This window comes from Sphingopyxis sp. sgz302558, from assembly GCF_057220455.1.
The window spans coordinates 265,084-291,252 of sequence record NZ_JBXPUZ010000002.1; the positions used below are offsets into that span (position 1 = coordinate 265,084).

Sequence of the window (26,169 nt, forward strand, 5' to 3'; positions counted from 1 at the left end):
CGACACTGATGGCAGAAAGCGCGCGCGAGCGCCAAGGCGAAGCGCAGGGACGTCGTAGCTGGTTGCAAGGTTTAACGGCTGCCGCCGCGCTGCTGTTGCTCGCGGGTTGTCAAGTTGTGCCCAACAGTACGGGGCCACAGACCACCGCGCCGGTCGAGCGTCCGCCCGTGACGACGGTTGATCCTGGGCTACCCATCGATACCGACCGGCACCGCATCGCACTGCTGGTGCCGCAGACCGGTCCCAACGCGGATGTTGGCAGCGCGATTGCCAATGCGACCACGCTGGCGCTTTTGGACACCAGGGCTGATCGGGTGCGCATCACCACTTACGACACCGCCCTTGGTGCGGCGGAGGCGGCGCGGCAGGCGGTGGCCGATGGCAACAAACTGATTTTGGGACCGCTATTGTCCGAAGATGTTACCGCGGTGGCCCCCATCGCGCGTGCCGCCGATGTGCCGGTACTCAGCTTCTCCAACGACAGCAGCGTGGCCGGGAACGGCGTGTTCATCATGGGCTTTGTCCCCGGCCAGTCGGTCGAGCGGGTCATCGGCCATGCCAGAGCAAAGGGGATGCGCCGCTTTGGCGCGCTGGTCCCCAAAAATGTCTATGGCGACCGTGCGGCGGCGGCCTTTCGTGAGGCGGTAACGGGTAGCGGAGGCACCTTGGTTGCCATCGAGGGTTATGATCGCAGCGCGACCGCCATGTCGGGCGCGGCGCGGCGGCTAACTGCTGCCGGGGAGATGGATGCGGTTTTAATCGCAGACAGCGGCGGCAACGCGGTGCGGGCCGTGCCGCTGGTCAATGCGGAGGGCGCACGACAGGTTTTGGGCACCGAGCTGTGGAACACCGACGCAGCGCTGGCGTCCAACCCCGTCATGCGCGGTGCCTGGTTCGCCAGTGTGTCTGATGGTCTTTATGGCCAGCTCGCCACCAAATATCGCACACGTTTTGGCAAGGCGCCGTATCGCTTGGCTAGCCTGGGTTATGACGCCGTGCTGCTGACCGTGCGGGTATCGCGCGAGTGGCAACCGGGCACTGATTTCCCCACGGCGCGCTTGTTGGCCAGCGACGGTTTCGGCGGGATCGACGGCATTTTCCGTTTCAATCAGCGCGGCGTGGCGGTGCGTGCGCTGGAGGTGAGCGAGATTGGCGCAGGTGGATTTCGGGTGATTGAGGCGGCGCCGACCAAGTGGTAACGCGTGGCGCGTGCGTCACAGTGGACCCGAAAAGAGCGACGGTTGACGCCGTTCGCCCTTTACGTTTCTGGAAAAATCACGATATGAGCGCGACCGTTCATTCACCACAGGAGCAAATGCTATACCGCCGCCAATGACCCGCCGACCACTGGCCCCGCCGCCCCCCAAAAGTGGGCCGCGTTTTAACGAGTATATCACCGTGCCCAAAGTGCGCGTGATCGACGAAGATGGCGAAAATCTGGGCGTCATGTTGACCGCCGAAGCCATCGAACAGGCTGCCGAGGCTGGCCTTGATCTGGTCGAAGTGTCTCCGGGCGCAGACCCGCCGGTGTGCAAATTCCTCGACGTGGGCAAATATAAATATGAGGCCCAGAAAAAGGCCAATGCCGCGCGCAAGAACCAAAAGACGCAGGAGATCAAAGAGATCAAGATGCGTCCCAACATCGACGACCATGATTTCGATGTGAAGATGCGCAAGGTGTTCGATTTTCTGGAAGAAGGCGATAAGGTCAAGCTGACCATGCGCTTTCGCGGGCGCGAGATGAGCCACACCCAGCTGGGTCTGGCCGTGTTGCAACGCGTTGCCGAACAGACCGCCGAAGTGGCGAAGATCGAGGCGCACCCGCGCACCGAGGGCCGCCAGATGCTGATGGTCATCGCCCCCAAATGATGCGCTGCATGGCGCTGGCACTCGCACTGCTGGCTTGGCCGGCGGCGATGTCAGCCTATGCGCAAGCCCCTGAAACCCGCACCGCGCTGGTTGCGCGCGCGCAGGCGGCAGTGGTGGAAATCCGGGTTGAGCCTGCACCCCCGCCTGCGCCACCCAAGCGGGTGCTCCGGCTAAGCGAGGGGCAATGTGCCGACAGCGGCGGAACGTGGCTGGGCGACCGTCGCTGCGAGGTGGCCAATACGCTATTCCCGCTTCCGCCGACCCCACGCCGCGATACCGGGCAAATGGGCAGCGGCTTTGTCGTCGATGCGGCGCGCGGGCTGATCCTGACCGCGAACCATATTGTCCCGAGTGAGCGCGCGCCGACAGTCAGACTTGCTGACGGGCGCGAGCTTGCCGCCACCATCGCAGGGCGTGACGAGGCGACGGGTATTGCAGTTCTGCGCGTCGAGGCGGGCGGCATGACAGCCCTGCCGCTGGCAACACGCCCGCCCGTGGTCGGCGAGGCGAGCCTGCTGGTCGGGCGTCTGCTGCCCTATGACAGCACGGTTGCGACCAGCGGTATGGTAGGCGGAATGCTTTCGCTCGATGATCAAGGCAACAATCTGCCCTGGCTTTCCGACATCTGGCTGATCGACAATCTGCTCCCGGGAGGTGGCTTGGGCGGTGGCCCGGTGCTGGGCAGCGGCGGCGAAGTGATTGGGATCGCCACCGCGATTTTTGGGCGCGAAGGCTATGGCCAGAGCGCGGCGACGATCATGGTGGCGCTGAACGGTATGCAGCCGGTGATCGAGGCGCTGGTTGCGACCGGAAGCGTTTCGCGCAGTCATATCGGTATCTCGCTCGACTGCGACAAAGGCGCGTGCCAAGTTGCCGTCATAATTCCGGATGGCAGTGCCGAGGCCGCTGGACTGCGCGTGGGCGACCGGATTGTTAGTATCGACGGCCGCTCCTTTACCAAAGCAGGCCAAATCACCCGCTATATCGCCGGACGGCCAGTGGGCAGCGCCATCGCACTGTCGATTGAACGCGGTGGCGTGGCACAGCTGGTTAATGTTGTGACGGGATCGATCAGCGCTTTAACCGCCCCAGTCGAAGACTAGCCGCGTCTCGCCCGCCGGATTGCCGCCCGGGCCGAAACGGCGTTCAACCATCATGCCCTGTCCGTTGTTTGCCACCGCAACCAGCGTCGAGCAGCGCGTGCCATAGACCGGGTTGTTGAGGAACAGGGCCGGGGCGTCATCATTTTCCAGCGCGCCGAGCAACGCCGCCGGATCCTGTCCGCTTGTCAGCCACGCGCGCATTTCAGCCCCAAGCCGTGCTGACCGGTCGCAAGCGCGGCCGACCACTTCATTGGCCAGCGCGTGCACATCGGGAACTAGCGCGCGAATAGCGGCATCGGGCCGGTTGGTGAACAGTCGCGCGCTGCTGCCGTCGAGCACGAACAGATTGAAGCCGTTGAACAATTCCAGCTGATTTGGGCGTGGCGCAGGGAAATCGCCGCTCGCCGTCAGCAGGTCGCGCACCAGCACGCCGCGCGAGACTTTGTCGGGGTCGGGCCCGCGTTCGCCGCGCGCGTTCGTGACGACGACCATGCGCTGCTGCGCGGGCACCACCCCTAGCCAGGTCCCGCCGCTGACCAAATCGCGGCCGGCGACGATGCCGCTGCCGTCGTCCCAGAGGTGGAGCGGCGCGCTGGCCCGCGCATGATACTCATCACGGTTGCCGACCAGTACGATGGGCCAGTCGGGGTGCTGGTGAAGGGCAAGGGCAACGACGCACATGGCGGCGGATTATGGCAAGCGGTGCTGGAGAAGGCGAGAGGGGCTTTTTCGTGGCGTTGCCGCAACGTTGGCGCTACACTGGGACAGCCTTGGGGGAGGACAAACATGACTGCAGCAACCAAAACACCAATCCATCTGTGGATCGTCGGCGTCGTCGCGACGCTGTGGAACAGTTTTGGCGTGACCGATTATTTCATGACGCGGACGCGCGGCGCGGCGTGGATCGACCAGATGATGCCTGGCGTCGATAGCGCCAAATTCATGGCCTATATCGACTCTTTTCCAGTTTGGGCCAGCGCGGGCTGGGCCTTAGGCGTATGGGGTGCGCTGGCGGGATCGCTGCTGTTGCTCGGGCGCAGCCGCCATGCGGTGGCGGCGTTCGCCGTATCGCTGTTGGGGGCGATTTCGGGGCTGGGCTATCAGCTCGCGAACCCCATCGACATCCCGGAAATGACGCAGGGCGCCAATGCGGTGATGCCTTATGTGATCATCGCGATTGCGGCGCTATTGCTGTGGTATGCGATGCGGCAGAAGGCTGCGGGGGTGTTGCGGTAGGGGGTTACCGCCCCAACTTCCGCTGCGTTTTCCCGAACCGGTCTTTCCTAGTCCCAGGCTTGCCCTCGTTGCTCCGCCCCACCCTCGGCGCCGCACTCTCGCCCGAACCAATCCCCAATTCATCCGCCTCGAGTTTGCGGATTTCATCGCGCAATCGCGCGGCCGTTTCAAACTCCAGATTCGCCGCCGCATCGCGCATCTGCTTTTCGAGATCGGCGATGTAGGCGCGCAGATTGTGGCCGACCATATGGTCGGGCATGCCTTCGCCGATGTCGACGACAACGCCATCCTTGCTGGCAACGTGGGCGATAATGTCGCCGATATTCTTCTTGATGCTGGCGGGCGTGATGCCGTGGGCTTCGTTATAGGCGACCTGTTTGGCGCGGCGGCGGTCGGTTTCGCGGATCGCGCGTTCCATGCTGCCGGTCATGCGGTCGGCGTACAGGATGACGCGGCCGTCGACGTTGCGCGCGGCGCGCCCGATGGTTTGCACCAGCGACGTTTCGCTGCGCAGAAAACCCTCCTTGTCGGCGTCGAGGATCGCCACCAGCCCGCATTCGGGGATATCGAGCCCTTCGCGCAGCAGGTTAATACCTACCAGCACGTCGAACACGCCCAGCCGTAGGTCGCGGATAATCTCGATGCGCTCAAGCGTCTCGACGTCGCTGTGCATATAGCGGACCTTGAGCCCAGCTTCGTGGAGAAATTCGGTTAGATCCTCGGCCATCCGCTTGGTCAGCGTGGTCACAAGCGTGCGGTAACCGGCGAGCGCAGTTTTCTTGGCCTCGGCGATCAAATCATCGACCTGCTCCTCGACCGGCTTGATCTCGACCGGTGGATCGATCAGGCCGGTGGGGCGTATGACCTGTTCGGCGAATACGCCCTGCGTACGCTCCATTTCCCACGGCCCCGGCGTCGCCGACACACTGACCGTTTGCGGGCGCATCGCGTCCCATTCGGCGAAGCGCAATGGCCGGTTGTCGATGCACGAGGGCAGACGAAAGCCATATTCGGCCAGCGTGATTTTGCGGCGATGGTCGCCCTTAGACATGGCGCCAATCTGCGGTACCGTCTGATGGCTTTCATCAACAAAAAGCAGGGCATTGTCGGGCAGATATTCGAACAGCGTGGGCGGCGGCTCGCCAGGCAGGCGGCCGGTCAGGAAGCGCGAATAGTTTTCGATGCCTGCACAGCTGCCCGTCGCGGCAATCATTTCGAGGTCGAAGTTGGTGCGCTGCTCCAGTCGCTGATGCTCGAGCAATTTGCCTTCGGCCTCCAATTCCTTCAGTCGCTCGGCCAGCTCGAACTTTATCGCCTCGGTCGCCTGCTTCAGCGTCGGACCTGGCGTCACATAGTGCGAATTGGCGTAAATGCGCACGCTGTTGAGGTTCGCGATTTTTTTGCCGGTAAGCGGGTCGAATTCAGTAATCTCCTCAATCTCGTCACCAAAAAAAGCCACGCGCCACGCCATGTCTTCATAGTGCGACGGGAAGATTTCGAGGGAGTCGCCGCGCACGCGGAAATTGCCGCGCGCGAACGCCTGATCGTTGCGCTTATACTGCAGCGCGACCAGCTTGCGAATGATCTCGCGGCTGTCGACGACCTGGCCTTTTTTGAGATCAAAGATCATCGCCGAATAGGTTTCGACCGAGCCGATGCCATAGAGGCAGCTGACCGAGGCGACGATAATCACATCATCGCGCTCAAGCAGCGCGCGCGTGGCCGAATGGCGCATCCGGTCGATCGCCTCGTTTACTGAGCTTTCCTTCTCAATATAGGTGTCGGACCGCGGGACATAGGCCTCGGGCTGATAATAGTCATAATAGCTGACGAAATATTCGACCGCATTGTGCGGGAAAAAGCTTTTGAACTCGCCATAAAGCTGCGCGGCCAAAATCTTGTTGGGCGCGAGGATCAGCGCGGGGCGCTGTGTCGCCTGAATGACCTGCGCCATGGTGAAGGTCTTGCCCGACCCGGTGACGCCCAACAGCACCTGATCGCGCTCGTGCGCCTGCACGCCTGCGACCAGCTCAGCAATGGCGGTGGGCTGGTCTCCTGCAGGCTGATAGTCGCTGACTAGCTCGAACCGCTTTCCACCGTCGGCCTTCTCCGGCCGCGCCGGGCGATGGGGAACGAACGCGCCGCTGGTGTCGATTTCGTCGAGCGAGGTGCGGATGATGATGTCGGCCATGTTCTGGTTATGTCCCAATCGCGAAAGGTGCACAAGGGCATCGCTGCGCGAATCCCGGTGGACTTGATGGCAAATATGGGCAGGATGCGCTCGCGCGGCAATGCGCGCGGGTTAGAGAGGATTTGGGCGATGCGGGCTGTGGTGGTTTTGACGAGTGCGGCGGCGCTCGCTTTGGGGGCCTGCGGTGGTGGTGCTGACAAAGGCGGTGAGGGCGGCGGGCTGTTTGGTGCGAGTGATGCGCCTGTCAAACGTCAGCCGGGCAGCTAGACGACCAAGGCGGAAATCGTCAAGTTGGAAGGCCCGGATATCAAGGGCGGCGAGAAGGAGCAGCTGCAGGCGATGATGAACATGATGGGTAATATGTCCATCTGTCTGACGCCCGAAGCGATTGCTGCTGAAGATATCAGCAAGAGTCTGGAACAAATGGGCTCGCAAGGCGGTGAATGCACGTTTGACAAGAAGGATGTCACGGGCAGCAGCATCAATTTTTCGGCGACCTGCAAGTCGGGCAATGGCGGGACCGCCAAGATGACGGCAACCGGCACCAACAGCGCGACGTCGCAGGATTTCACCGTTTCGACGGTCGCCACCAAGGCCGATGGCAAGCCCGAGGGCGAGATGGTGATGCGCATTACCTCCACGCGCACCGGCGAATGCAAGCCCGGCGACATCACGCCGCCGACACCGCCGAAGGCAGCAGGAGCGACAAAATCATGATCGGCTATATCACGGTGGGCACCAACGACATGGCGCGGGCGCGCGCCTTTTATGATGGGTTGCTGGGCGCGCTGGGCGCCAAGCGGATGATGGAATTTGGCGATGATCTGGGCGGCTTCACCCTGTGGGGCACTGGCATGGACAAGCCCGGTATCGCGGTGACCCGGCCCTATGACGGCCAGCCCGCGCATCAGGGCAACGGGCATATGGCGGCGCTGCCGGTGCTGGAGCGGGCGCAGGTTGATGCTCTGCATGCCAAGGCGCTGGAATTGGGCGGCAGCTGCGATGGTCCCCCGGGCCTCCGCGGTGAGGAAGGACCGCAGGCTTTTTACGCCGCCTATTTCCGCGATCCGGATGGTAACAAGCTTGCGGTTTTCCGGGTGGGGCCCGCTTGATCAACCGATGCGATGGTTTTTTTAGCGGCGGCGCTGTTGGCCTGCTCGCCGGCGGGAGCGCAAACTGTTGCGGTCCCCCACCGTGCGCAGGTCGCGGTTGCCTTTGATACATCGGGCAAAATTGAAACGCGCGTTGTCGAAGGGCCGCTGAGCAAGAATAACCCGCGCGACGTCACCATTGACGATCCAGCGCGTGTTGCGTCGGTGTCGAAGCTGGTCGTTGGCCTTGGCGTCATGCGGCTGGTTGAGGCGGGGAAGCTGAATCTCGACGCCGATGTGTCGCGTTATCTTGGCTGGCGGCTGCGCCATCCCGAATATCCAACACGTAAGATTACGCTGGCGATGCTGCTCGGCCATCGCAGCGGGGTCAGCGGCGAATTTGACTATCTGTTGACGCTGGATGCCGAATTGCCCGCCAAGTTGGAGGAGAAGGGCGCGTTCGATGCGGATCGGGCCCCGGGCGGGGCCTTTGCCTATTCGAACCTCAACTATCCGATCATTGCCGCAGCAATGGAGGGGGCGACGGGCGAGCGGTTCGACCGGCTGATCCACCGCTTGGTGTTCGCGCCGCTGAACATCGACGCTTGCTTCAACTGGACGATGTGCTCGCCTGACAAGGTTGCGCGCGCAGTGGCGCTTTATCGCTTTAATGGCGAGCTAGCGCTCGATGAGCTAGGAGGCAGGCCGCCTGAATGCCCGGTGGTGCGAGCCAGTGACGACAGCTGCGATCTGGCCAGCTACCCGCTTGCCCGCCATGGCGCGGCGTTCAGCCCGCAAGGCGGGATGCGGATCAGTGCCGCCGATCTGGCGCGCATTGGAGTAATGTTGCTGCAGAACGGGCGCGGCTTTTTGAAAGCCTCTAGCATTGCCCGACTGGAGCGGTTGACGCCGGTCTACCCGGATCGGGGTGAGGGCAGCAACGGCACCTTTTGCTCCTTCGGCCTCGCGGTGCACGCGACCGGGGGCGCGGACTTGAAGCGGCCGGGGTGCAAGAGCGGCCTGTTCGGCGACGGCCGTCTGCGTTTGGGGCATGCGGGCGATGCCTATGGGCTGCGGGCAGGCCTGTGGATCGACCGCGCGGCGGGGACCGGTCTGGCTTATTTTGTCACGGCAGTGGATGTGACGGCCACTGGCGCGCGATCGGCTTATGGGCCGGAGGAGGAGCACTTGGTCGACCGAGCGATGGCGGCAGCCAGTCGGCGTTAGTGACAAGTCGCTGCCCGGGAGCACAAAGCTAAGCTGTAATGCGCCCAAGCTTCCCCCTCTTGCCAGCCGCAGCGCGCGCCTCTAGTGCGAACGCCAACATTCATTGCTCAGTCAGAAAAGGATTGGTTCATGAGCGATTCGGCCGAAAAGGTGAAAAAGATCGTCGTCGAGCATCTGGGCGTGGAAGCCGAAAAGGTGACGGAAGCGGCGAGCTTCATCGACGATCTCGGCGCCGACAGCCTGGACATCGTCGAACTGGTCATGGCGTTTGAAGAAGAATTTGGCGTCGAAATCCCCGATGATGCGGCGGAAAAGATTGCGACCGTTAAGGACGCCATTGATTTCATCGACGCCAATAAGGGTTGATTGATCGGGACCAGCGGGTCCGCATGATGCAGGGGGCTTTCCGGTTCCGGCCTAGGTCGGACTATCGGGAGGCCCTTTTGCATATATCATGGCAAGAATCATAAAGGATGAGGGCCTATGCGCCGGGTTGTCGTAACGGGTTTGGGATTGGTGACGCCGCTGGGCGCGGACGTCGAAACCACTTGGGCCAATTTGCTGGCCAGCAAATCGGGCGCTGGGCAGATCACCCATTTCGACACCAGCGACCAGAAATGCACCATCGCCTGCGAGGTAAAGGGCCCCGACCACCCCTATGGTTTCGATCCCGCCAAGCGCGTCGATCACAAGGTGCAGCGCCAGGTCGATCCCTTCATCATCTATGGCATCGATGCCGCGGGTCAGGCGATCGAGGATGCCGGGTTGACCGACATGCCCGACGCGATGAAATTGCGCGCAGGGTGCAGCATCGGGTCCGGCATCGGCGGCCTGCCGGGGATTGAAAGCGAAAGCCTGCTGCTCGCCGAAAAAGGGCCGGGGCGGGTTTCGCCGCACTTCGTCCACGGCCGCTTGATCAACCTCATCTCGGGGCAGGTCAGCATCAAATATGGGCTGCAGGGGCCGAACCACGCCGTCGTCACCGCCTGCTCGACCGGTGCGCACAGCATTGGCGATGCCGCGCGGATGATCCGCGACGACGATGCCGACATCATGTTGGCAGGCGGAGCAGAAGCGACGATTTGCCCGATCGGCATCGCGGGCTTTGCGCAGGCGCGCGCACTCAACATGAGCTATAACGACCGGCCCGAGGCTGCGAGCCGCCCCTATGACAAGGACCGCGACGGTTTTGTCATGGGCGAGGGCGCGGGCGTGGTGGTGCTCGAGGAATATGAGCATGCCAAGGCGCGCGGCGCCAAGATTTACGCCGAAGTTGTGGGTTACGGCTTGTCGGGCGATGCCTATCACGTCACCGCCCCGCATCCCGACGGGTCGGGCGCTTACCGTTCGATGGAAATGGCGCTCAAGAAGGCCGGCATGACGCCCGGCGACATCGACTATATCAACGCGCACGGCACCTCTACCATGGCCGACACCATCGAGCTGGGCGCGGTCAAGCGATTGTTCGCCAACGAAATCGCCAATGTGTCGATGAGCAGTACCAAATCGGCCATCGGGCACCTGCTCGGCGGCGCTGGTGCAGTCGAAACCATTTTCTGCATCCTCGCCATCCGCGACCAGATTGTGCCGCCGACGCTCAATCTCGACAATCCCGACGAGGGCACCGACGGGGTTGACCTGGTGCCGCACGTCGCGAAAAAGCGTGTGGTGAAGGCCGCACTTAACAACAGCTTCGGCTTTGGCGGAACGAATGCCAGCGTGATTGTGAAGGCGGTGGAGTAACCGCTGTGCGGCTGCTGCTCGCGGCTATTCTGACCCTGCTCCTCGCCGCCTGTTCGGGCGGCGCGCCGCGCGATGTGACCGTGGTGATTCCCGAAGGATCGAGCATCCGCAAGGCCGGCGAAATCCTGGAAAAGGCGGGCGCGGTCGATAGCGCGTCCAGCTTCGTCAACCACGCGCGCTTTTTTGGCGGCGACGCGCCGATCAAGCCTGGCGAATATCAGGTCAAGGCCGGGATGGATGCGGGCGATGTGCTGGAACTGCTCCAGTCGGGCAAAACGCTGCAACGCTTTGTCACAGTGCCCGAAGGCATGCCGTCGATCATGGCGTGGGAACGGCTGATGGCCGAGGAGCGACTGACCGGCGAGATCCCGGTGCCGGCCGAAGGGAGTTTGCTGCCCGACACTTACAGCTTCGTCACCGGAGAATCGCGCGCGGCCTTGGTGAAGCGCATGCAAGACGCGATGGACAAGGCGTTTGCTGAGTTATGGGCCAAACGCTCTCCCCGCAGCGGGGTCAAAAACCGCAACGAAGCGATAACGCTGGCGTCGATTGTCGAAAAAGAAACCTCGGTTCCCGCCGAACGCCGCACCGTTGCGGGTGTCTATACCAACCGGCTGGCCATCGGCATGCGGTTGCAGGCTGATCCGACAATCATATATCCGATCACCCAGGGCAAACCGCTCGGCCGCCGTATCCGCCGGTCGGAAATCGACGCGGTCAATGAGTACAACACCTACAGCATGGCGGGCCTGCCGCGCGGGCCCATCGCCAATCCGGGGAAGGCGAGCATTGCGGCTGTGCTCGACCCGGAACCGACGCGTTATATTTATTTCGTGGCTGATGGTAGCGGCGGTCATATCTTCGCCGAAACGCTCACTGATCATAACCGCAATGTGACCAATTGGAAAGCCATCCGGCGGGCGCGTGGGGAGATTGAATGACCGCCAAATTCTTCCTCCACGGCGTGCCCGACAGTCCGGCCATCTGGGCGCCGTTGCTGGCTGAACTTGCGCTGGGGGACACGCCGGTCGCCGTCCCTGCCATGCCGGGCTTCGCCGGCCCGCTTCCCGCAGGGTTTGCCGCAACGAAAGAGGCCTATGCTGACTGGGCCATTGGCGAGGTCGAGCGGCTCGCTGCCGCGCACGGCCTGGTCGATCTGGTCGGGCATGACTGGGGCGCGATTATTGTCCAGCGGGTAGCAATGCTGCGGCCCGATCTGGTGCGCAGCTGGGTGTTGTCGAACGCGGTCATCGATCCCGATTATCGCGGCCACCGCGTCGCGCGCATCTGGAACACGCCGGTGCTGGGTGAGCTGTTCATGGCGGTCAGCGGGCCAAAGAAGCTGCAACAGAGCCTGGTGGAACAGGGCGTCCCTGCCGCGGTGGCTGCGCAAGAAGCGACGCAATGGGTGAGCAAGGACAAGCGGCGCGCGATACTGAAGCTCTATCGTTCGGCGAACGGCCTCAACTTCGGGGTCGACTGGGCCAAGGATTTGGAGACGCTCAAGGGGCCGGGCGCACTGGTTTGGGGTGAGGGGGATCCTTATGTCGACATCGCTGTCGCCGAGCGCGCGGCGCAACGGCACGGCGTGGCGCTGCACAAGATTGCTGGTGCCGGGCATTGGGCGATTGCCGAGCGTCCCGCCGAGGTCGCGGCGGCACTCAAGGCCTTTTGGGCGATGCTGGATTAGTGGACCCGGCGCCGCTGATTGTTACCGCCACGTTCGGGACCGCCGACCAGCGGCGTTTCGATGCACTGCGCCATGCGCATTTTCCGCCTGAGCGCAATTATCTGAAGGCTCACCTCACGCTGTTCCACCATTTGCCGCCCTCGCGCGCCGATGAACTGGTGCGGCTGCTGAAGGATATTGCTGTCGATGCCGCCCCGGTGGCGCACGTCACCGAAGTCTATTCGCTAGGGCGCGGCGTGGCTTACCGGGTTGAGTCGCGCGACCTGCTCGCCATGCGCGCGCGCATCGCCGACTGGTTCGCCCCTGACTTGACCGCGCAGGATCAGGCAACGCCGCGGCTGCACATCACCGTGCAAAACAAGGTCGAGCCTGCTCAGGCCAAGGCGTTGCTGGCGGAACTCCGCGCCGAATTTCAACCTGCTCCGCTCGCCATTACCGGCTTCAGCGTATACTATTATCGCGGCGGGCCTTGGGAATTGCTGAAAGGCATTCCGTTTCGCGGGAGCACGCGCAGCCGATATTGACCGCCGCGCACGCGCTCCCTATAGCGCCGCTTCCCGGGAGCGCCGACGCGCCGCCCGCGCCTTGGTAGGGCGGAGTAGCTCAGCTGGTTAGAGCGGCGGAATCATAATCCGTAGGTCGGGGGTTCAAGTCCCTCCTCCGCTACCAATAAAATCAATTACTTAATGCTGTCAGGCGCGTCATCAGCCATGAAATTTTACACGCGTTTTACAGCTTACAGTGTAAAATGCCCACACTGCTCGTATCCTAAGCAACACGTATACAATCATTTTTGTGCTTTGACGTTTGGAACATTTGTCCGGCGCTCTGGGCTCTCTGCATGACCGGCATTTTTTGCGCCCGATCTCAATATTTTCGCCGTTGCTGCCATGATGGTCAGGCCGCCTGAGAATTGGTCAAAGCGCGGTGATTTGTCACGCCAGATTTTCGGCATCATGCGGGCAGCGAACAAGGCAATTTGCGTCCAAAGAGATTGATTGTCCAGCGCGGGCTGGCAGCAACGCCAAAGCTGCTAGGGCTTATGTCGCGGCGCATTGCTGGTTGTTTGCGAGACAAGCGCGAACAGGGGCTGGTGCGAAACGTGGAAACGCGCGGCGGGCAGAATCTGGAGTGGGAGATCGCGCGCTATACTGCCCCGCTCTGCTTTTCGATTGCATCGCGGACCGATTGTAATGACAAAAACATTCCTGCGCCGTCACTATATTGGCTGAAGCCAAGACCCGCATAAAATTCCGTGAGGCGTTCTTTGTCTTGGTCAGCCGGAATGAGAATAAGGTGGGGAATGCCGATTTGCGTTCCGATATCTGCAAATCTTCGGATTGCGTGACCTACCATCAACTTTCCTAAGCCACGGCCCGTGAATCCCCTATCAGTTGCGAGCCACACAAGTTGTAATGCGGAGAAATATTGGCCCGACCTAAAGCGATGATAAAAATAGCCAGGTAGGTTTTCGACGGCCTCGGCGACTGTTGCCAAGGCATAAACTCCCACTGGTCGATTTTGCCCTTCAAAAAATGCACACGTAACGCGCACCCCGCCCTTGGCGTGATCCCGATGCGCAGAATTCTGGACCCAATTGGTAATTTCGGGGTTCGTGCAAGAAAAGCCGCCGCAATTGTGACCTTCATTTAAAGGTTCAAAGCGAACGGGCGGCAGCGGCTCCCCCAAACAACTAACTCTAGTGGTTCAGACGGGCATCATTCTGCATAGATAGGCGCACGACCTCTTGCAGCGCATCGGTAGAGCCATTTTTGGATTGCTTGGCACCAACCTTGAACGCTAAACGATTAGCGCGCGCGTCCGGCTTCGTTGGCTTGCGACCGAGCCAGCGACTGAAAAAGTTAGAATTGCGGGCGCGCAGGGCAGCCATCGAATCAGTCCTTTTACCCTTCCTTGGGTCTCTTATGGTGAGATGTATGAATGAGGGGTGTTAAGGCAATAAAAAACTTACAGGGGTGTCAAAAGTTATGCCCGTGAGGGCATAACTTGAGACTAGGCACGTGTCAAGGGTTTTGTGAAGAGATTCAATGGGTGAGGTGGAATCAAAAAAGTGAAAATTGAGCCATATACGATCCAATAGGAAACGTCCTATCAGGCCGCTCGGTACCGGGACCCCTTCCAATAGCTCCTAATCCGCGAAGCCATTGCAGCACCGCCAACCAGCGCAGCCTGATCGCCATTCGACACCTGGCGGTTATCTTCGCGCCATGATGCTTCCCGCGCGTAGCTGGCGGCAATAGGGGTGGTGGACTCTGAGCCGAATATCAGGAACAAGCTGAGCCGGGGCAAATTCACAGCGGTGTTTCTTCTGCAATGTCTGGAAGCGATAGGGGTATCATCCTTGCGATTGTCGGATGGCTAGCATTCGTTAGCTTCATTTCATGGGGTGCCGCCCAGCAACAGCAATCCAAAGCCGAACAAGGCACTGAAGCCAGACAGCCAGCCCAAGGCCCGATAGCGCCGCCATCCGCGTGGAGGCCTTACCCCGACATGAATGCCGATGCCTGCTATCATGCCGACAATAAAGACAAGGCCGATTTGTGCGCTCAATGGCGCGCCGCCTTGGCCGCTGAAGAATCTGCCAGGCAAGCTGGTTGGGCTACGTTTTGGTCTGTAGTCGCTTCTGTTCTGAGCCTTGCTACGGTCGTCGGCCTGACCATCACCATTTGGCAAACCCAAGGGGCTTTGAAGGAGGCGCGCCGGGGAAACAGGATCAATGTCAACTTTGAGCGCCGTGCTCGCCGCGAAAGTAGGGCGAGCGCTGCTGCTCAGGCTGAGGCAATAGCCATAGCTGCGCGAAACGCCGATGCTGCCGCAAAATTGGCGGACGTTTCCGAGAAAAGCACAAGGCTTCAAATTCGAGCCTATCTTTTTGTCAAAGATATAAAGATCATCGCGTTCGCCGCAGGAACCATTTACGGAGACGTTATTATTTCCAATGCTGGAACGACGCCTGCCACTATAAAAAGGGCTAGACGGAGGCTGGTTTGTGACAAATTCGGCCAAATTAATCCAGCTGCTGTTTATGCTGCGCCGAGTGACTATTATCAGTTTCCGAGCAGCCTTCCCCCTTCCGGTGAATTTACGATTCCCTTCGAGATTGATGACGTCGATCTCGAAGCTGACTTTAAATCGGTAAATGGCTCGACTTTGTATGTATATGGGGTGGTAGAATTTGTAGATGTATTCGGGGACACGCAAGACTTGCGATTTTCTTACCGTGTCAAAGGCTCGTTCGACGGAGTTGACACAGAATTTGTCCCTAGCATTTTCGGCAACACCGCCACCTAACGCCAACGCTCCCCCGAGCACGATACCAAGCGCGCTCACTTAGCTGCACCCCTTGGTGCGGTTGTTACATCACGCCAAATAGTTTTACAGTGCGGGGCTTAAGTTATTGATTTCTCTAGCCAGATTTTAACAATGTTTTACACCTAAGTATCTGTTTTCATTGGTAAACTGATTGAATCATAATCCGTAGGTCGGGGGTTCAAGTCCCTCCTCCGCTACCAAAATCTGCTTTTGTTCGTGATCGATGGCATGCGTAGGTCGCTCAGGCCAGTGGAGCGAGGCCATTGAGGATCAATCGGGCCAGATCAGACTGGCCCTTTGTTCCGGTCTTCGAATAGATGCGCTTGGAGTAATTTCTCGCGGTTTCCTTGGTCAGGCGTAGCTTTTGACCGCTGTCGATGATCGGTTGGCCAAGGCTGATGGCATGGGCCAGTGAAGCCTCGCGGTCGGACAATTGATAAAGCTCCTTGATGGCAAGAGCTGTTTCGCGTGTTTGCTGCGGCCGATAGTTACGGACCGCGCCGATTACGGCAGGGCCGTGGGCCAGCTCATCCATTTGTACTGGGGCTCGGCGCAGGAGCAGGCATAGGTCGCGCGGTTCGCCGAGGGACAGGATGCGAACGTCGGATCCCGTACCGGCGGCCAGTTGTTCGAACAGCGCTTTGAAGTCTTGCCCCGCCTTTGCCGACAGCCTCATTCGCCTGTGCGTTCCAGGGCCTTGGTGAGGCGCAAGGTCCAGCAGCGCCTGTGCGGTGTGGTCGGCAAACAAAATCGCGCCTTCGGCATCGAAAGCAAGCTGGCCGATACCAAGGCGAGCCAGCGCAAACTCTGCGAGTTCCCGCGCCAGAAGTTGCTTCGCGATGACCTCTAGACTGTGCAAAGCTGCGATCAGGTGCGGGGCTAGATTGGACAGCGTCGCCACGGACGCTGATTGAATTTCTTCACGTTGGTTCGCAAGGATCACCATCACGTCGGTATCGTCATGCGCCGCAACCCGTAGCAAGCGGACGCTGGCGACGCCGTTGCGCGCTAGCCAATTCCGCTGCGCGGCCAGCACATCTGGCTGATCGAATGCAAACAATTCATCCGCTGCGTAGACGCGACCCGCACGCAGCGGTGCGCCTCGGGTGATGAACGTCGCTAGGAAGGAGGGCCAATGGGCAGGTCCGATCTCACCCTTCGGCAGGATGCTAGCATCCCATGTGAAGGTCGCCTGCCGGACGGTTTTGCCCTGTCTAGTGGCAATCAAAACATGGTCGGCGCGGGTCCGGGTAGCCAGGTTTCGCGCGAGGCTCGTCCATGGCGGATCTTCGTGTATCCCGCCTGCAACGGACAATATCAGGTCACGCTGGTCTGAAGTGGATGAGAGCGCCATCATAGCTTTGCTCCCATATGGGAGATTAGTTACAATTGCCAGTCCGCGATGGGCCACGCGAGATTGGCGGAGAAGCAGATGCCGGATACCCAAGCCAGATTGCCCCTGACCCACATCCAACGACTGGAGGCAGAGGCGATCCATATCATGCGTGAAGTGGTGGCCGAGGCGACCAAGCCTGTGATGCTCTATTCGGTCGGCAAGGACAGCGCCGTCATGCTGCACCTCGCGCGCAAGGCCTTTTATCCATCGCCGCCGCCCTTTCCGCTGCTCCATGTCGATACGACTTGGAAATTCAAGGCGATGTACGAGATGCGCCAAAAGGCTGCCGAGAGTGCCGGCATGGAGTTGCTCATCCATCAGAATCCGGAGGCAGCCGAGCGCGGGATAAATCCATTTGATCATGGCCCGCTACACACCGACATGTGGAAGACCGAAGGGCTGAAACAGGCGCTCGACAAATATGGATTCGACGCCGCTTTCGGTGGCGCCAGGCGCGACGAGGAAAAGAGCCGCGCCAAGGAACGCATTTTTTCGTTCCGCACCGCCAGCCATGGCTGGGACCCAAAAAACCAGCGACCCGAGCTTTGGAACCTCTATAATGCCCGCAAGGCGAAGCATGAGAGCATTCGCGTCTTTCCGCTATCGAACTGGACCGAGCTCGACATCTGGCAATATATCCACCTCGAGAATATCGAGATTGTGCCGCTCTACTTCGCGGCCCTGCGCCCGACTTATGAGTGGGAAGGCGGGCTGTTCATGGCCGATGATCCGGCGCGAATCGGAGAGATATTGGGCCGAATGCCAGCCATCACTGAGCGCAGGATCCGCTTTCGCACGCTTGGTTGTTTCCCGCTGACCGGCGCAGTGGAGAGCGAAGCAACGACGCTGCCACAGATCATCCAGGAAATGTTGCTGACGACCACGTCCGAACGTCAGGGCCGGGTCATTGACAAGGATGGCGGCGATGCGTCGATGGAAAAGAAGAAGCAGGAGGGGTATTTCTGATGGCCGATGTATCGCCCCCCGATGCCGTTTATAGGGCCGACGCGCTCATTGCCGAAGATATCGATGCCTATCTGGACCGGCATCAGCACAAGTCGATGTTGCGCTTCATTACTTGTGGCAGTGTTGATGATGGCAAATCGACGCTGATCGGGCGTCTGCTCTACGACAGTAAAATGATTTTCGAGGATCAACTGGCGGCGCTTGAAGCCGACAGCAAGCGCGTGGGTACCCAAGGCGCGAACATTGATTTCGCGCTGCTGGTCGACGGTCTGGCGGCGGAGCGCGAACAGGGAATCACTATCGACGTCGCTTATCGCTTTTTTGCGACCGAGAAGCGAAAGTTCATCGTCGCTGACTGTCCGGGACACGAACAATATACGCGTAACATGGTAACCGGCGCATCGACCGCCGACCTTGCTGTCATCCTGATTGACGCGCGCAAAGGGATGCTCGCCCAGACCCGGCGGCACAGCTATCTGTGCCATTTGCTGGGCATCCGCAATATCGTCTTGGCGGTCAACAAGATGGACCTGGTTGGCTATGATCAGGCCCGGTTCGAGGCAATCGTGGCCGACTATGCGGCGTTTGCCAAGTCGATCGGCATCAGAGATTTCGTTGCATTCCCGATTTCGGGCTTCAAGGGCGATAATATCACCGCCCGGTCGGCGAATACCCCGTGGTTCATAGGCACGCCGCTAGTCGAATATCTTGAAACCGTCGCAGTTGACAACGTGCGCGACCTTGCCCGGCCATTCCGCATGCCCGTGCAATGGGTGAACCGGCCCAACCTGGATTTTCGCGGCTTCTCTGGCCTCATCGCCGCCGGCTCGGTGAAGCCGGGCGATGCAGTCCGGGTGCTGCCATCGGGCAAGACCAGCTCGGTCAGCCGCATTGTCACGCTGGACGGTGATCGCGACGAAGCGGTTGCGGGCCAGTCGGTCACCATCTGTCTGGCTGACGAGATTGATTGTTCGCGCGGCAATGTGCTGTCTGCGGCAAGTGCGCCGCCTGAGGTGGCCGACCAGTTTGAAGCGACCATTGTGTGGATGGATCATGAACCGATGCTGGTCGGGCGCGGCTATTGGCTGAAACTTGCCTCCCAGACTGTTTCGGTCACGGTGAAGCAACCCAAGTATGAGATCGACGTCAACAGCCTTGATCGGCTGGCGGCAAAAACGCTGGAACTGAACCAGATCGGCGTGGCCGAGATTATCGCCGACAAACCGCTGATTTTCGAACCCTATGCCGACAGCCGTACGCTGGGCGGCTTTGTGCTCATCGACAAGACAACGAACGCTACGGTGGCGGCGGGGATGCTCAACTTCTCGCTGCGGCGTTCGCAGAATGTGCATTGGCAGCCGACCGATGTGAGCCGCGAAAGCCATGCGGCGATGAAAAACCAGACGCCGCGCATCTTGTGGTTCACCGGCCTTTCAGGTTCAGGCAAATCAACCATCGCCAACGAAGTGGAGAAACGATTGGCGCTGATGAACCGCCATACCTTTTTGCTCGACGGCGACAATATTCGCCATGGGCTGAACAAGGATTTGGGCTTCACCGAAGCCGACCGGATCGAAAATATTCGCCGTATTGGCGAAGTCGCCAAACTGATGCTCGATGCCGGGTTGATCGTGCTGACCGCGTTTATCAGCCCGTTCCGCGCCGAGCGGCAATTGGTGCGCGAAATGGTTCCGGAAGGCGAGTTCATCGAGATATTCGTCGACACGCCACTTGAAGTTGCGGAAGAACGCGATGTGAAGGGGCTGTACCGCAAAGCGCGCGAGGGCAAACTGAAGAACTTTACCGGCATCGACAGCCCCTATGAGGCGCCGCTCGAGCCGGACATCGTGGTCAACACCGTAGCGATGACGGCCGAGGAAGCCGCCGAACATATCATCAAAAAGATCATGCCGCTGAAATAGGCGGGCAGAATTGGACATGGCAATTGGGCAGGGATCGAAAGTGAATATAGGGGGCCAATGTTGACCGACGCCGAGCTTGCCGCCCACCTTGCCAAAAGTGCCGGGAAAATCCTGTTGCAGCTGCGCGCCGCCAACATGGCTGACGGCAAGGCGTTGGGGAATATTGGCGATCAGACCGCAAACCAGTTTCTTGTTGATGCCCTTGGGCAGCATCGACCCGATGACGGGCTGTTATCGGAGGAAAGCAAAGACACAAAGGAACGGCTGGCGATGGAACGGGTGTGGATCATCGATCCGATCGATGGCACCCGTGAATATGGCGAACAGCGGACTGACTGGGCCGTCCATGTTGGCCTCGCCATAGGCGGCAAGCCAGTCGCCGGTGCGGTCGCCTTGCCAGCGCTCGATGCCGTGCTGCGCAGCGATCGGCCGTGCGTTGTTCCGCCTGCGCCCGGCAGGCTGCGGCTGGTCGTCAGCCGGACACGTCCGCCCGAAGTGGCGCTAGCGCTGTCTGGAGCACTTGATGCGGAAATCCTGCCAATGGGAAGTGCTGGCGCCAAAGCCATGGCCATCGTGCGAGGTGAGGCCGATATTTACCTCCATGCGGGCGGTCAGTTTGAATGGGATAGCTGTGCGCCGGTTGCTGTGGCCTTGGCTCACAGGCTTCATTGTTCGCGGATTGATGGCAGCGAAATCGCCTATAACCAGCCGGACACTTATCTTCCGGACTTGTTGATTTGCCGCCAGGAACATGCCGAAGCAACGTTGCGGTTCGTTGCGCAATTCCAAGCCGGGAGAATTACGCCGACAAGCTAATGTCCCTAGCGCCCGCCGGAGGAGATTAGTGAAAATCGCGCGATTTCGGCAAAATCCTGACATTGCGGGGGTGACGGGGGCTTTGCGGTCGTGCCACCTCGTCGCCGCGCGCCAGCGGCGGCGTCATCGGGGTGTCGGCAGTCAGCTGGCCCAGCATTGCGGTCCGGTCGATGATGCGTTTGGCCATCAGGTGGACGACGCCCTCTTTGCTCTTCTGAATCTCGCCTTCGACCAGCATCAGCCGCGCCGCCATGACGGCACGGCGCTGTTTTTCCATGTCGCGCGCCCACAACAGCACATTGGCAACGCCGCTTTCATCCTCGATGGTGATAAACACCGCATGGCCCTTGCCCGGGCGCTGGCGCGTCAGCACGACGCCTGCGACGCGCACCTTGCGGCCGTCGGGCATGGCATTGGCCGCCGCGCAGCTCAGCACACCCTCGGCCGCCAGCACGCGGCGCAAGAATTGCACCGGATGGCCTTTGAGCGACAGGCGGATGGTCTGGTAGTCAGCGACCACTTCCTCGGCCAGCGGCATGGCGGGCAGCGCGGCGTCGGGCTCGTCGCCCAGCTCGGCTGCATTGGCAAAGGCGAACAGCGGCAGTTGATCCGCCGGGGTACGCCGCACCTCCCACAGCGCGGTGCGGCGGCTGTGCGCCAGCGATCCGAACGCATCGGCGTCGGCCAACTTGCGCAGCGCGGGCGGGGGTAGGGCGGCGCGGCGGGCCAAATCTTCGACCGAGGCAAAGGGGCAGGCGGCGCGTGCAGCGGTGATGGCATCGGCCCAAGCCGCGCGGAAGCCGTCGATCTGGCGGAAACCGAGGCGTAAACTTATCCTCCCCATCGACTTGCGATGGGGAGGGGGACCATCCGGGGGATGGTGGAGGGCTGGCGAGCGCAGCTCGCCGACTGCGTCGGCGGCCCCTCCGTCAGTCCTGCGGACTGCCACCTCCCCATCGCAAGTCGATGGGGAGGATTCGATGCTGTTATCCCATCCACTCGCGTTCACATCGACCCCACGCACTTCGACGCCATGTTCCTCGGCATCGCGAACGAGCTGGGCGGGGGCATAAAAGCCCATCGGCTGGCTGTTGAGCAGCGCGCAGGTGAAGATCGCGGGATGGTGGCACTTGAGCCAGCTCGACACATAGGCGAGCCAGCCAAACGCCTGTGCATGGCTTTCGGGAAAGCCATATTCACCAAACCCCTTGATCTGGCCAAAACAACGCTCGGCAAAATCGCGCTCATAACCGCGTCGCACCATCCCTTCGATCAGCATTGCCTGATAGCGGTGGATGGTGCCGTGGTTGCGAAAGGTCGCCATCGCGCGGCGCAGCCCATCAGCCTGCGCGGGGGTGAACTCCGCCGCGACGATGGCAAGCTTCATCGCCTGTTCCTGAAACAGCGGCACACCTAGCGTCTTTTCCAGCACGTCGCGCAGCTCATTCGGGTCGTGCGGCGGCGCGGGCGAGGGATAGTCCACTGCTTCCTCGCGGTTGCGGCGACGCAGATAGGGGTGGACCATGCCGCCTTGGATGGGGCCGGGGCGCACGATCGCCACCTGGATAACCAGGTCATAAAGGCAGGCGGGCTTCATGCGCGGCAGCATCGCCATTTGCGCGCGGCTTTCGACCTGAAAAGTGCCGACGCTGTCGCCGTGCTGGAGCATGGCATAAGTGGCTGCATCTTCATGCGGGACATTCGCCAGCGTCAGATCGCCCAGTCCCTGTGCGCGCAGCAAGTCGAAACTTTTGCGGATGCACGTCAGCATCCCCAGCGCCAGCACGTCGACCTTCATCAGCCCCAGCGCGTCAATATCGTCCTTGTCCCACTCGATAAAAGTGCGGTCGGGCATGGCGGCATTGTGGATCGGCACTAGCTCGTCGAGCCGCCCCTCGGTCAGCACAAAGCCGCCGACATGCTGCGACAAATGGCGCGGAAAGGTCAGTAGCCGGTCGATCAGCGTCTTCAGCCGCGCGATTTCCGGATTGGCGAGGTCAAAACCGACCTCGGCCAGATTGCGTTCGGGCACTTCCTTGCCCCACTGCCCCCAGATGGTGGACGACAGCCGCGCGGTGACATCCTCGGTCAGCCCCAGCGCCTTGCCGACCTCGCGGATGGTGCTGCGCGGGCGGTAGTGGATGACGGTAGCGGCGATCCCCGCACGCTCGCGGCCATAGCGGGCATAGATGTATTGCATCACCTCCTCGCGCCGCTCATGCTCGAAATCGACGTCGATGTCAGGCGGCTCGTTGCGTTCTTCGGACAGAAAGCGGCTGAACAACAATTTGTTGGCGACGGGATCGACCGGGGTGATGCCGAGTAGGTAACAGACCACCGAATTGGCCGCACTGCCGCGTCCCTGACACAGGATTGGCGGGTTCAGGCTGCGCGCATGCTGGACGATGTCGTGCACGGTCAGGAAATAAGGGGCATATTGTTTGGCGCGGATCAGGCGGAATTCTTCATTGATGGTCCGCTGCCAGACATCGGGTAGGCCGTCCGGAAATTGGGCATGCGCTGCCTCCAGTACCATATGTTCCAGCCAGTCCTGCGGCTCCCACCCCTCCGGCACTGGTTCGTGCGGATATTCGTAGCGCAATTCGTCGAGGGTGAAGGCGATGCGTGCGAGCAAATTCTGCGTCGCCGCAATCGCCTGCGGACAGGCACGGAACAGGCGCGCCATTTCGGCGGGAGATTTCAAGTGGCGCTCGGCATTGGCGGCCAGCCGCTTGCCCGCTGCGTCGATGCTTACGCCTTCGCGGATGCAGGTAACGATATCGTGCAACGGGCGGTCGTCCGGATCGGGATAAAGCGCGTCATTGGTGGCGATCAACGGAATGCCGACTGCATCAGCCAGCGCCCTTGCTTCCACCAATCGCCGTGCATCGGCCCCGCCGCGCGGCATGGTGGCGCCCAGCCAGACTGCGTTGGGGCGAGCGTCATTGAGCTGCTGTAATAATGGCGCATCGCCGCCCAGCGCGATCAACAGCAGATCCTCGGCATGATCGAGCAGATCGCCCAGATGCAGGATGCAATCGCCCTTCACCGCGCGGCGGTTGCCCAGTGTCAGCAGCCGCGTCAGCCGACCCCAGCCGCGCCGGGTGGCGGGGTAAGCGACGATGTCGGGCGTATCATCAGCGAACACCAGCCGCGCCCCGACGATCAGCCGGAACGGTCCCGCCGGCCCGCCAATTTCGCGCCACGCCATATGCGCGCGCACGACGCCTGCGACGGTGTTGCGGTCGGCGATGCCGATGCCGGTCATCCCCAGCGCAAAGGCACGGTGCACCATCGCGTCCGGATGCGATGCCCCGCGCAAAAAGCTGAAATTGGTGGCGGCGACGGGTTCGGCGAACATCAGCTCACGCAAACAACCCATGCAGATACCATTTGGGCTGCGGCTTTTCGTCGTACAGCCCATGCCGGAAAATCCAGAAGCGGCGTCCGCGTGCATCCTCGATGCGGAAATAATCGCGCGTCAGCCCGCCTTGCCCCGGATGCTCACCCCCTTCGCGGCGCCACCATTCGGCGGCGATGCGCTCGGGCCCTTCATAAAGGTGCACCTCGTGCAGCTTGCGCCGCCAGCGGAAGCGGTGCGGCGGGCCGTCGGGAACCTCGGCAATCACCTCGACCGGCTGCGGTGGGTCGAACAGGAACAAGGGGCGCAGCGGCGGTTCACCCGCCGGCGGTGCGGGCCAGCGCCGCGGGGTGCGCAACGTGACCGCGGGCAGGGCGAGCTGCGCCTGTTCGGGAATATGGCTGTCGTGCGGGACCAGACGGCGCAGGCTGGCGGGGCCTAGCCGCGTGCTCAGCCGGTCGACCAGCTCGGCCAGCACCGCCTCGTTGGCGGCGTTACCATCAAGCACGCCTTGGCTGACGCCCAGTGGCTCGGCGGCGGCAACGGTCAGGGTGAGCTGGTCATAGCCGAAACCGGGATCGAGCGGGTCAGCCAGCGACGCGATGCGTTCGTCGAACAACCGCAGCACCAGCGCCGGATCGCGCGTCGGCTGACCCGTTTCGATGTCGAGCCGGTGCTTCGCCCCGTCGCTGCGCCACAGCGTCAGTGCAAAGCACCGCCCGCCCATCCCGCGTTCGCCCAGCGCGCGTACCGCTTCGGCCATCAGGTTCAGGAAATGATGTGCAATCGCCGTCTGGTCGCCCAGTGGTTCGGCAAAGCGGCGCGTGAAGCGCAGTGGGTCGGGCGCCGGCAGGGGGTCGATGGGTGCGCGCGCCTCACCCGTCAGGCGGCGCAGCGCGGTCACTGCACCGCTGCCGAAACGCGCGGCGATGCTTGCTGCCGGGCGCACCATGACGTCGCGCACCGTTTGCAGCCCCGCGCGTCGCAGCGCTACCGTTGCCTCGGCCTCCAGCCCCAGCGCGGCGACGGGTAGCGCGCCGATCGCTGCCTGTTCGTCCTTACCCGGCGATGCGGCGTGGCGCGCCAGCGCCTGCGCACCCTCGGATGTAGCCGCGGCGGCGAGGCGCAGCGCCATGCCAGCAGCGGAGAAATCCGCCTCTACCTCAGCGATCAGTCCCGCCTCACCGCCGAACAGATGCTCCACCCCGGCGATGTCGAGCGTGATGCCGTCGGGCGGCGCGGTGGTCACCAGCGGTGTCCACCGCTGGCAATGGCGCGCCATCAGCGCCAACCAGTGGCGGTCGGCGGCTTCGTCCATGTCGGCGACGGTGAGCGCGGGTTCGCGCGCGCGCGCATCGGCCAGCGCCATGCCGGGGACCAGCCCCAGCGCCAACGCACGCGCATCAACTGCGCGCAACCGCAGCGCGCCCTTCACCTTGGCGACCAGCGCCAGCGGGGCTTCAGGCGGCGCGGCGCGGTGCGGCGTCTCGATCCGCCACCGGTCGGTGGACAGATGGACAAACCACAGCGCCAGATAACGCCGCGTCGCGGAATTGGCGTTGATCACGGTCCCACTCCAGCCGCCAGGATAGACCGGACGGTCCGGCCTTCTGGCGCAACAGCTCAAGGTCAAAGGCAGGCAGGCCCGGCGCTTGCCCGGGCAACGCGCGCGACGGCGCGGCCGCCACCTGCCAGCGGGTTTGCGCGGCGCTGGGCATTGGCGCGGCATCGATGCGCAGCAGGATCAACGGTACGCCCGATTTTTCCGCAGCCAGCACCAGACGGCGGCTGGCGGTCAGATCAAGCTCGCGCATCCGCCCCCAGCCTTCGACCACCACGGCCCCCGGCGCGGCCGAGCGCAGGGCATCGGCGGCGGCGCGCAGCAGTGCGATGGTATCGTGCACGATGGCGACCAAGGTATTTTCGGGCAGCGCTCCCAGCTCGCGCCAGCCCTGCGCCTGCACGATCCCTGCCGCAGCGATGTCGCGGCGCGCGCGTAGCCACAGCAGCGCGTGGTCCTCCCCCGCCATCCCCGCCGCGACGGCCAGCGCAAATCCTGCCGCACTTGCCGCATCGCCCCTCTCGGCAGCGTAAATTTCGTGCACATGGCCGTGTGCCAGCCCGCCCCCCAGTGCGGCGTCGAGCGTTGTCACGCCGCTCGCCCAGCGGCCGTCGGCGGCGGGTGGCGCAGGACTGCGCAAGGAGGCATGGTCGATTCGCATATG

Annotated in this window: 27 protein-coding genes and 1 tRNA gene; 19 read left to right on the top strand and 9 right to left on the bottom strand. The window is 61.8% G+C overall.

Going from position 1 to position 26,169, the window contains the following annotated elements; translation table 11 throughout:
- Positions 1-8: 8 nt before the first annotated feature.
- From AC2TC0_RS06600 to AC2TC0_RS06610, 3 genes are all read left to right on the top strand, one after another.
- Entirely contained in the window at positions 9-1,199 is a 1,191-nt protein-coding gene (locus tag AC2TC0_RS06600) for a penicillin-binding protein activator (protein WP_484717471.1), read from the top strand.
- A gap of 133 nt (positions 1,200-1,332) precedes the next feature.
- The gene (infC, locus tag AC2TC0_RS06605) at positions 1,333-1,869 is read left to right on the top strand and encodes a translation initiation factor IF-3 (RefSeq protein WP_484716720.1); all 537 of its coding nucleotides are present in this window, start codon (positions 1,333-1,335) and stop codon (positions 1,867-1,869) included.
- 8 nt (positions 1,870-1,877) lie between these two features.
- Positions 1,878-2,972, top strand: a complete 1,095-nt coding sequence (locus AC2TC0_RS06610; protein WP_484716721.1) for a S1C family serine protease — start codon at positions 1,878-1,880, stop codon at positions 2,970-2,972.
- On the opposite strand, the gene AC2TC0_RS06615 is transcribed toward AC2TC0_RS06610, so the two are convergent.
- Entirely contained in the window at positions 2,949-3,653 is a 705-nt protein-coding gene (locus AC2TC0_RS06615; RefSeq protein ID WP_484716722.1) for an NRDE family protein, read from the bottom strand. The two genes, AC2TC0_RS06610 and AC2TC0_RS06615, sit on opposite strands and share 24 nt — an antisense overlap.
- A gap of 105 nt (positions 3,654-3,758) precedes the next feature.
- On the opposite strand from AC2TC0_RS06615, the gene AC2TC0_RS06620 reads away from it, so the two are divergent.
- A complete protein-coding gene (locus tag AC2TC0_RS06620) occupies positions 3,759-4,208 on the top strand; it encodes a hypothetical protein (RefSeq protein WP_484716723.1) in 450 nt (149 codons plus the stop codon).
- 4 nt (positions 4,209-4,212) lie between these two features.
- Here AC2TC0_RS06620 and uvrB read toward each other — a convergent pair whose 3' ends face one another.
- On the bottom strand, positions 4,213-6,399 hold the full coding sequence (uvrB, locus tag AC2TC0_RS06625; RefSeq protein ID WP_484716724.1) for an excinuclease ABC subunit UvrB: 2,187 nt from the start codon (positions 6,397-6,399) through the stop codon (positions 4,213-4,215).
- Positions 6,400-6,528: 129 nt separating this feature from the next.
- On the opposite strand from uvrB, the gene AC2TC0_RS06630 reads away from it, so the two are divergent.
- The 10 genes from AC2TC0_RS06630 to AC2TC0_RS06675 all read left to right on the top strand — a co-directional run bounded on the left by AC2TC0_RS06630 (position 6,529) and on the right by AC2TC0_RS06675 (position 12,819).
- Positions 6,529-6,666, top strand: coding sequence for a hypothetical protein (locus AC2TC0_RS06630; protein ID WP_484716725.1), 138 nt, complete (start codon positions 6,529-6,531; stop codon positions 6,664-6,666).
- 24 nt (positions 6,667-6,690) lie between these two features.
- A complete protein-coding gene (locus AC2TC0_RS06635) occupies positions 6,691-7,116 on the top strand; it encodes a DUF3617 domain-containing protein (RefSeq protein ID WP_484716726.1) in 426 nt (141 codons plus the stop codon).
- The gene (locus tag AC2TC0_RS06640) at positions 7,113-7,511 is read left to right on the top strand and encodes a VOC family protein (RefSeq protein WP_484716727.1); all 399 of its coding nucleotides are present in this window, start codon (positions 7,113-7,115) and stop codon (positions 7,509-7,511) included. Before AC2TC0_RS06635 ends, AC2TC0_RS06640 begins: the two co-directional genes overlap by 4 nt.
- A 12-nt stretch (positions 7,512-7,523) precedes the next feature.
- The gene (locus AC2TC0_RS06645) at positions 7,524-8,717 is read left to right on the top strand and encodes a serine hydrolase domain-containing protein (RefSeq protein ID WP_484716728.1); all 1,194 of its coding nucleotides are present in this window, start codon (positions 7,524-7,526) and stop codon (positions 8,715-8,717) included.
- A 129-nt stretch (positions 8,718-8,846) separates the two neighbouring features.
- Entirely contained in the window at positions 8,847-9,083 is a 237-nt protein-coding gene (locus AC2TC0_RS06650; RefSeq protein WP_484716729.1) for an acyl carrier protein, read from the top strand.
- 117 nt (positions 9,084-9,200) lie between these two features.
- Positions 9,201-10,460 (top strand): beta-ketoacyl-ACP synthase II, encoded by a 1,260-nt coding sequence (gene fabF, locus AC2TC0_RS06655; RefSeq protein ID WP_484716730.1) that lies wholly within the window; start codon positions 9,201-9,203, stop codon positions 10,458-10,460.
- 5 nt (positions 10,461-10,465) lie between these two features.
- The gene (gene mltG / locus AC2TC0_RS06660; RefSeq protein ID WP_484716731.1) at positions 10,466-11,401 is read left to right on the top strand and encodes an endolytic transglycosylase MltG; all 936 of its coding nucleotides are present in this window, start codon (positions 10,466-10,468) and stop codon (positions 11,399-11,401) included.
- On the top strand, positions 11,398-12,150 hold the full coding sequence (locus AC2TC0_RS06665) for an alpha/beta fold hydrolase (RefSeq protein WP_484716732.1): 753 nt from the start codon (positions 11,398-11,400) through the stop codon (positions 12,148-12,150). Before mltG ends, AC2TC0_RS06665 begins: the two co-directional genes overlap by 4 nt.
- Positions 12,150-12,674 (top strand): 2'-5' RNA ligase family protein, encoded by a 525-nt coding sequence (locus AC2TC0_RS06670; protein ID WP_484716733.1) that lies wholly within the window; start codon positions 12,150-12,152, stop codon positions 12,672-12,674. The genes AC2TC0_RS06665 and AC2TC0_RS06670 overlap by 1 nt, the downstream gene beginning before the upstream one ends.
- A gap of 68 nt (positions 12,675-12,742) precedes the next feature.
- Positions 12,743-12,819 (top strand) — tRNA-Met (locus tag AC2TC0_RS06675).
- Positions 12,820-12,937: 118 nt separating this feature from the next.
- Here AC2TC0_RS06675 and AC2TC0_RS06680 read toward each other — a convergent pair.
- From AC2TC0_RS06680 to AC2TC0_RS06690, 3 genes are all read right to left on the bottom strand, one after another.
- Positions 12,938-13,108, bottom strand: a complete 171-nt coding sequence (locus AC2TC0_RS06680; protein WP_484716734.1) for a hypothetical protein — start codon at positions 13,106-13,108, stop codon at positions 12,938-12,940.
- A 188-nt stretch (positions 13,109-13,296) separates the two neighbouring features.
- The gene (locus tag AC2TC0_RS06685) at positions 13,297-13,647 is read right to left on the bottom strand and encodes a GNAT family N-acetyltransferase (protein WP_484716735.1); all 351 of its coding nucleotides are present in this window, start codon (positions 13,645-13,647) and stop codon (positions 13,297-13,299) included.
- Between the two features lie 202 nt (positions 13,648-13,849).
- On the bottom strand, positions 13,850-14,041 hold the full coding sequence (locus tag AC2TC0_RS06690) for a hypothetical protein (RefSeq protein WP_484716736.1): 192 nt from the start codon (positions 14,039-14,041) through the stop codon (positions 13,850-13,852).
- Positions 14,042-14,416: 375 nt separating this feature from the next.
- Between AC2TC0_RS06690 and AC2TC0_RS06695 the strand changes: the two genes are divergently transcribed.
- Positions 14,417-14,533 (top strand): DUF6471 domain-containing protein, encoded by a 117-nt coding sequence (locus AC2TC0_RS06695; protein ID WP_484716737.1) that lies wholly within the window; start codon positions 14,417-14,419, stop codon positions 14,531-14,533.
- A gap of 128 nt (positions 14,534-14,661) precedes the next feature.
- The gene (locus tag AC2TC0_RS06700) at positions 14,662-15,462 is read left to right on the top strand and encodes a hypothetical protein (RefSeq protein ID WP_484716738.1); all 801 of its coding nucleotides are present in this window, start codon (positions 14,662-14,664) and stop codon (positions 15,460-15,462) included.
- Between the two features lie 262 nt (positions 15,463-15,724).
- On the opposite strand, the gene AC2TC0_RS06705 is transcribed toward AC2TC0_RS06700, so the two are convergent.
- Positions 15,725-16,519, bottom strand: a complete 795-nt coding sequence (locus AC2TC0_RS06705) for a helix-turn-helix transcriptional regulator (RefSeq protein ID WP_484716739.1) — start codon at positions 16,517-16,519, stop codon at positions 15,725-15,727.
- 396 nt (positions 16,520-16,915) lie between these two features.
- Here AC2TC0_RS06705 and cysD point away from each other — a divergent pair, with 396 nt between their 5' ends.
- From cysD to AC2TC0_RS06720, 3 genes are read left to right on the top strand one after another with little or no spacing between them, the layout of a single operon-like run.
- Positions 16,916-17,845, top strand: a complete 930-nt coding sequence (gene cysD, locus AC2TC0_RS06710) for a sulfate adenylyltransferase subunit CysD (protein WP_484716740.1) — start codon at positions 16,916-16,918, stop codon at positions 17,843-17,845.
- Positions 17,845-19,767 carry a sulfate adenylyltransferase subunit CysN gene (gene cysN, locus AC2TC0_RS06715; protein WP_484716741.1) on the top strand — a complete coding sequence of 641 codons (1,923 nt, stop codon included), beginning with the start codon at positions 17,845-17,847 and terminating at the stop codon, positions 19,765-19,767. The genes cysD and cysN overlap by 1 nt, the downstream gene beginning before the upstream one ends.
- A 57-nt stretch (positions 19,768-19,824) precedes the next feature.
- Positions 19,825-20,583 carry a 3'(2'),5'-bisphosphate nucleotidase CysQ gene (locus AC2TC0_RS06720; protein WP_484716742.1) on the top strand — a complete coding sequence of 253 codons (759 nt, stop codon included), beginning with the start codon at positions 19,825-19,827 and terminating at the stop codon, positions 20,581-20,583.
- A gap of 25 nt (positions 20,584-20,608) precedes the next feature.
- On the opposite strand, the gene AC2TC0_RS06725 is transcribed toward AC2TC0_RS06720, so the two are convergent.
- The 3 genes from AC2TC0_RS06725 to AC2TC0_RS06735 are packed head-to-tail and all read right to left on the bottom strand — an operon-like array spanning position 20,609 to position 26,166.
- Positions 20,609-23,944: an error-prone DNA polymerase gene (locus tag AC2TC0_RS06725; RefSeq protein ID WP_484716743.1), complete on the bottom strand. Its 3,336-nt coding sequence runs from the start codon at positions 23,942-23,944 to the stop codon at positions 20,609-20,611.
- Positions 23,945-23,948: 4 nt separating this feature from the next.
- Positions 23,949-25,511, bottom strand: coding sequence for a Y-family DNA polymerase (locus AC2TC0_RS06730; RefSeq protein ID WP_484716744.1), 1,563 nt, complete (start codon positions 25,509-25,511; stop codon positions 23,949-23,951).
- Entirely contained in the window at positions 25,405-26,166 is a 762-nt protein-coding gene (locus AC2TC0_RS06735) for a hypothetical protein (RefSeq protein ID WP_484716745.1), read from the bottom strand. Before AC2TC0_RS06735 ends, AC2TC0_RS06730 begins: the two co-directional genes overlap by 107 nt.
- Positions 26,167-26,169 lie beyond the last annotated feature (3 nt).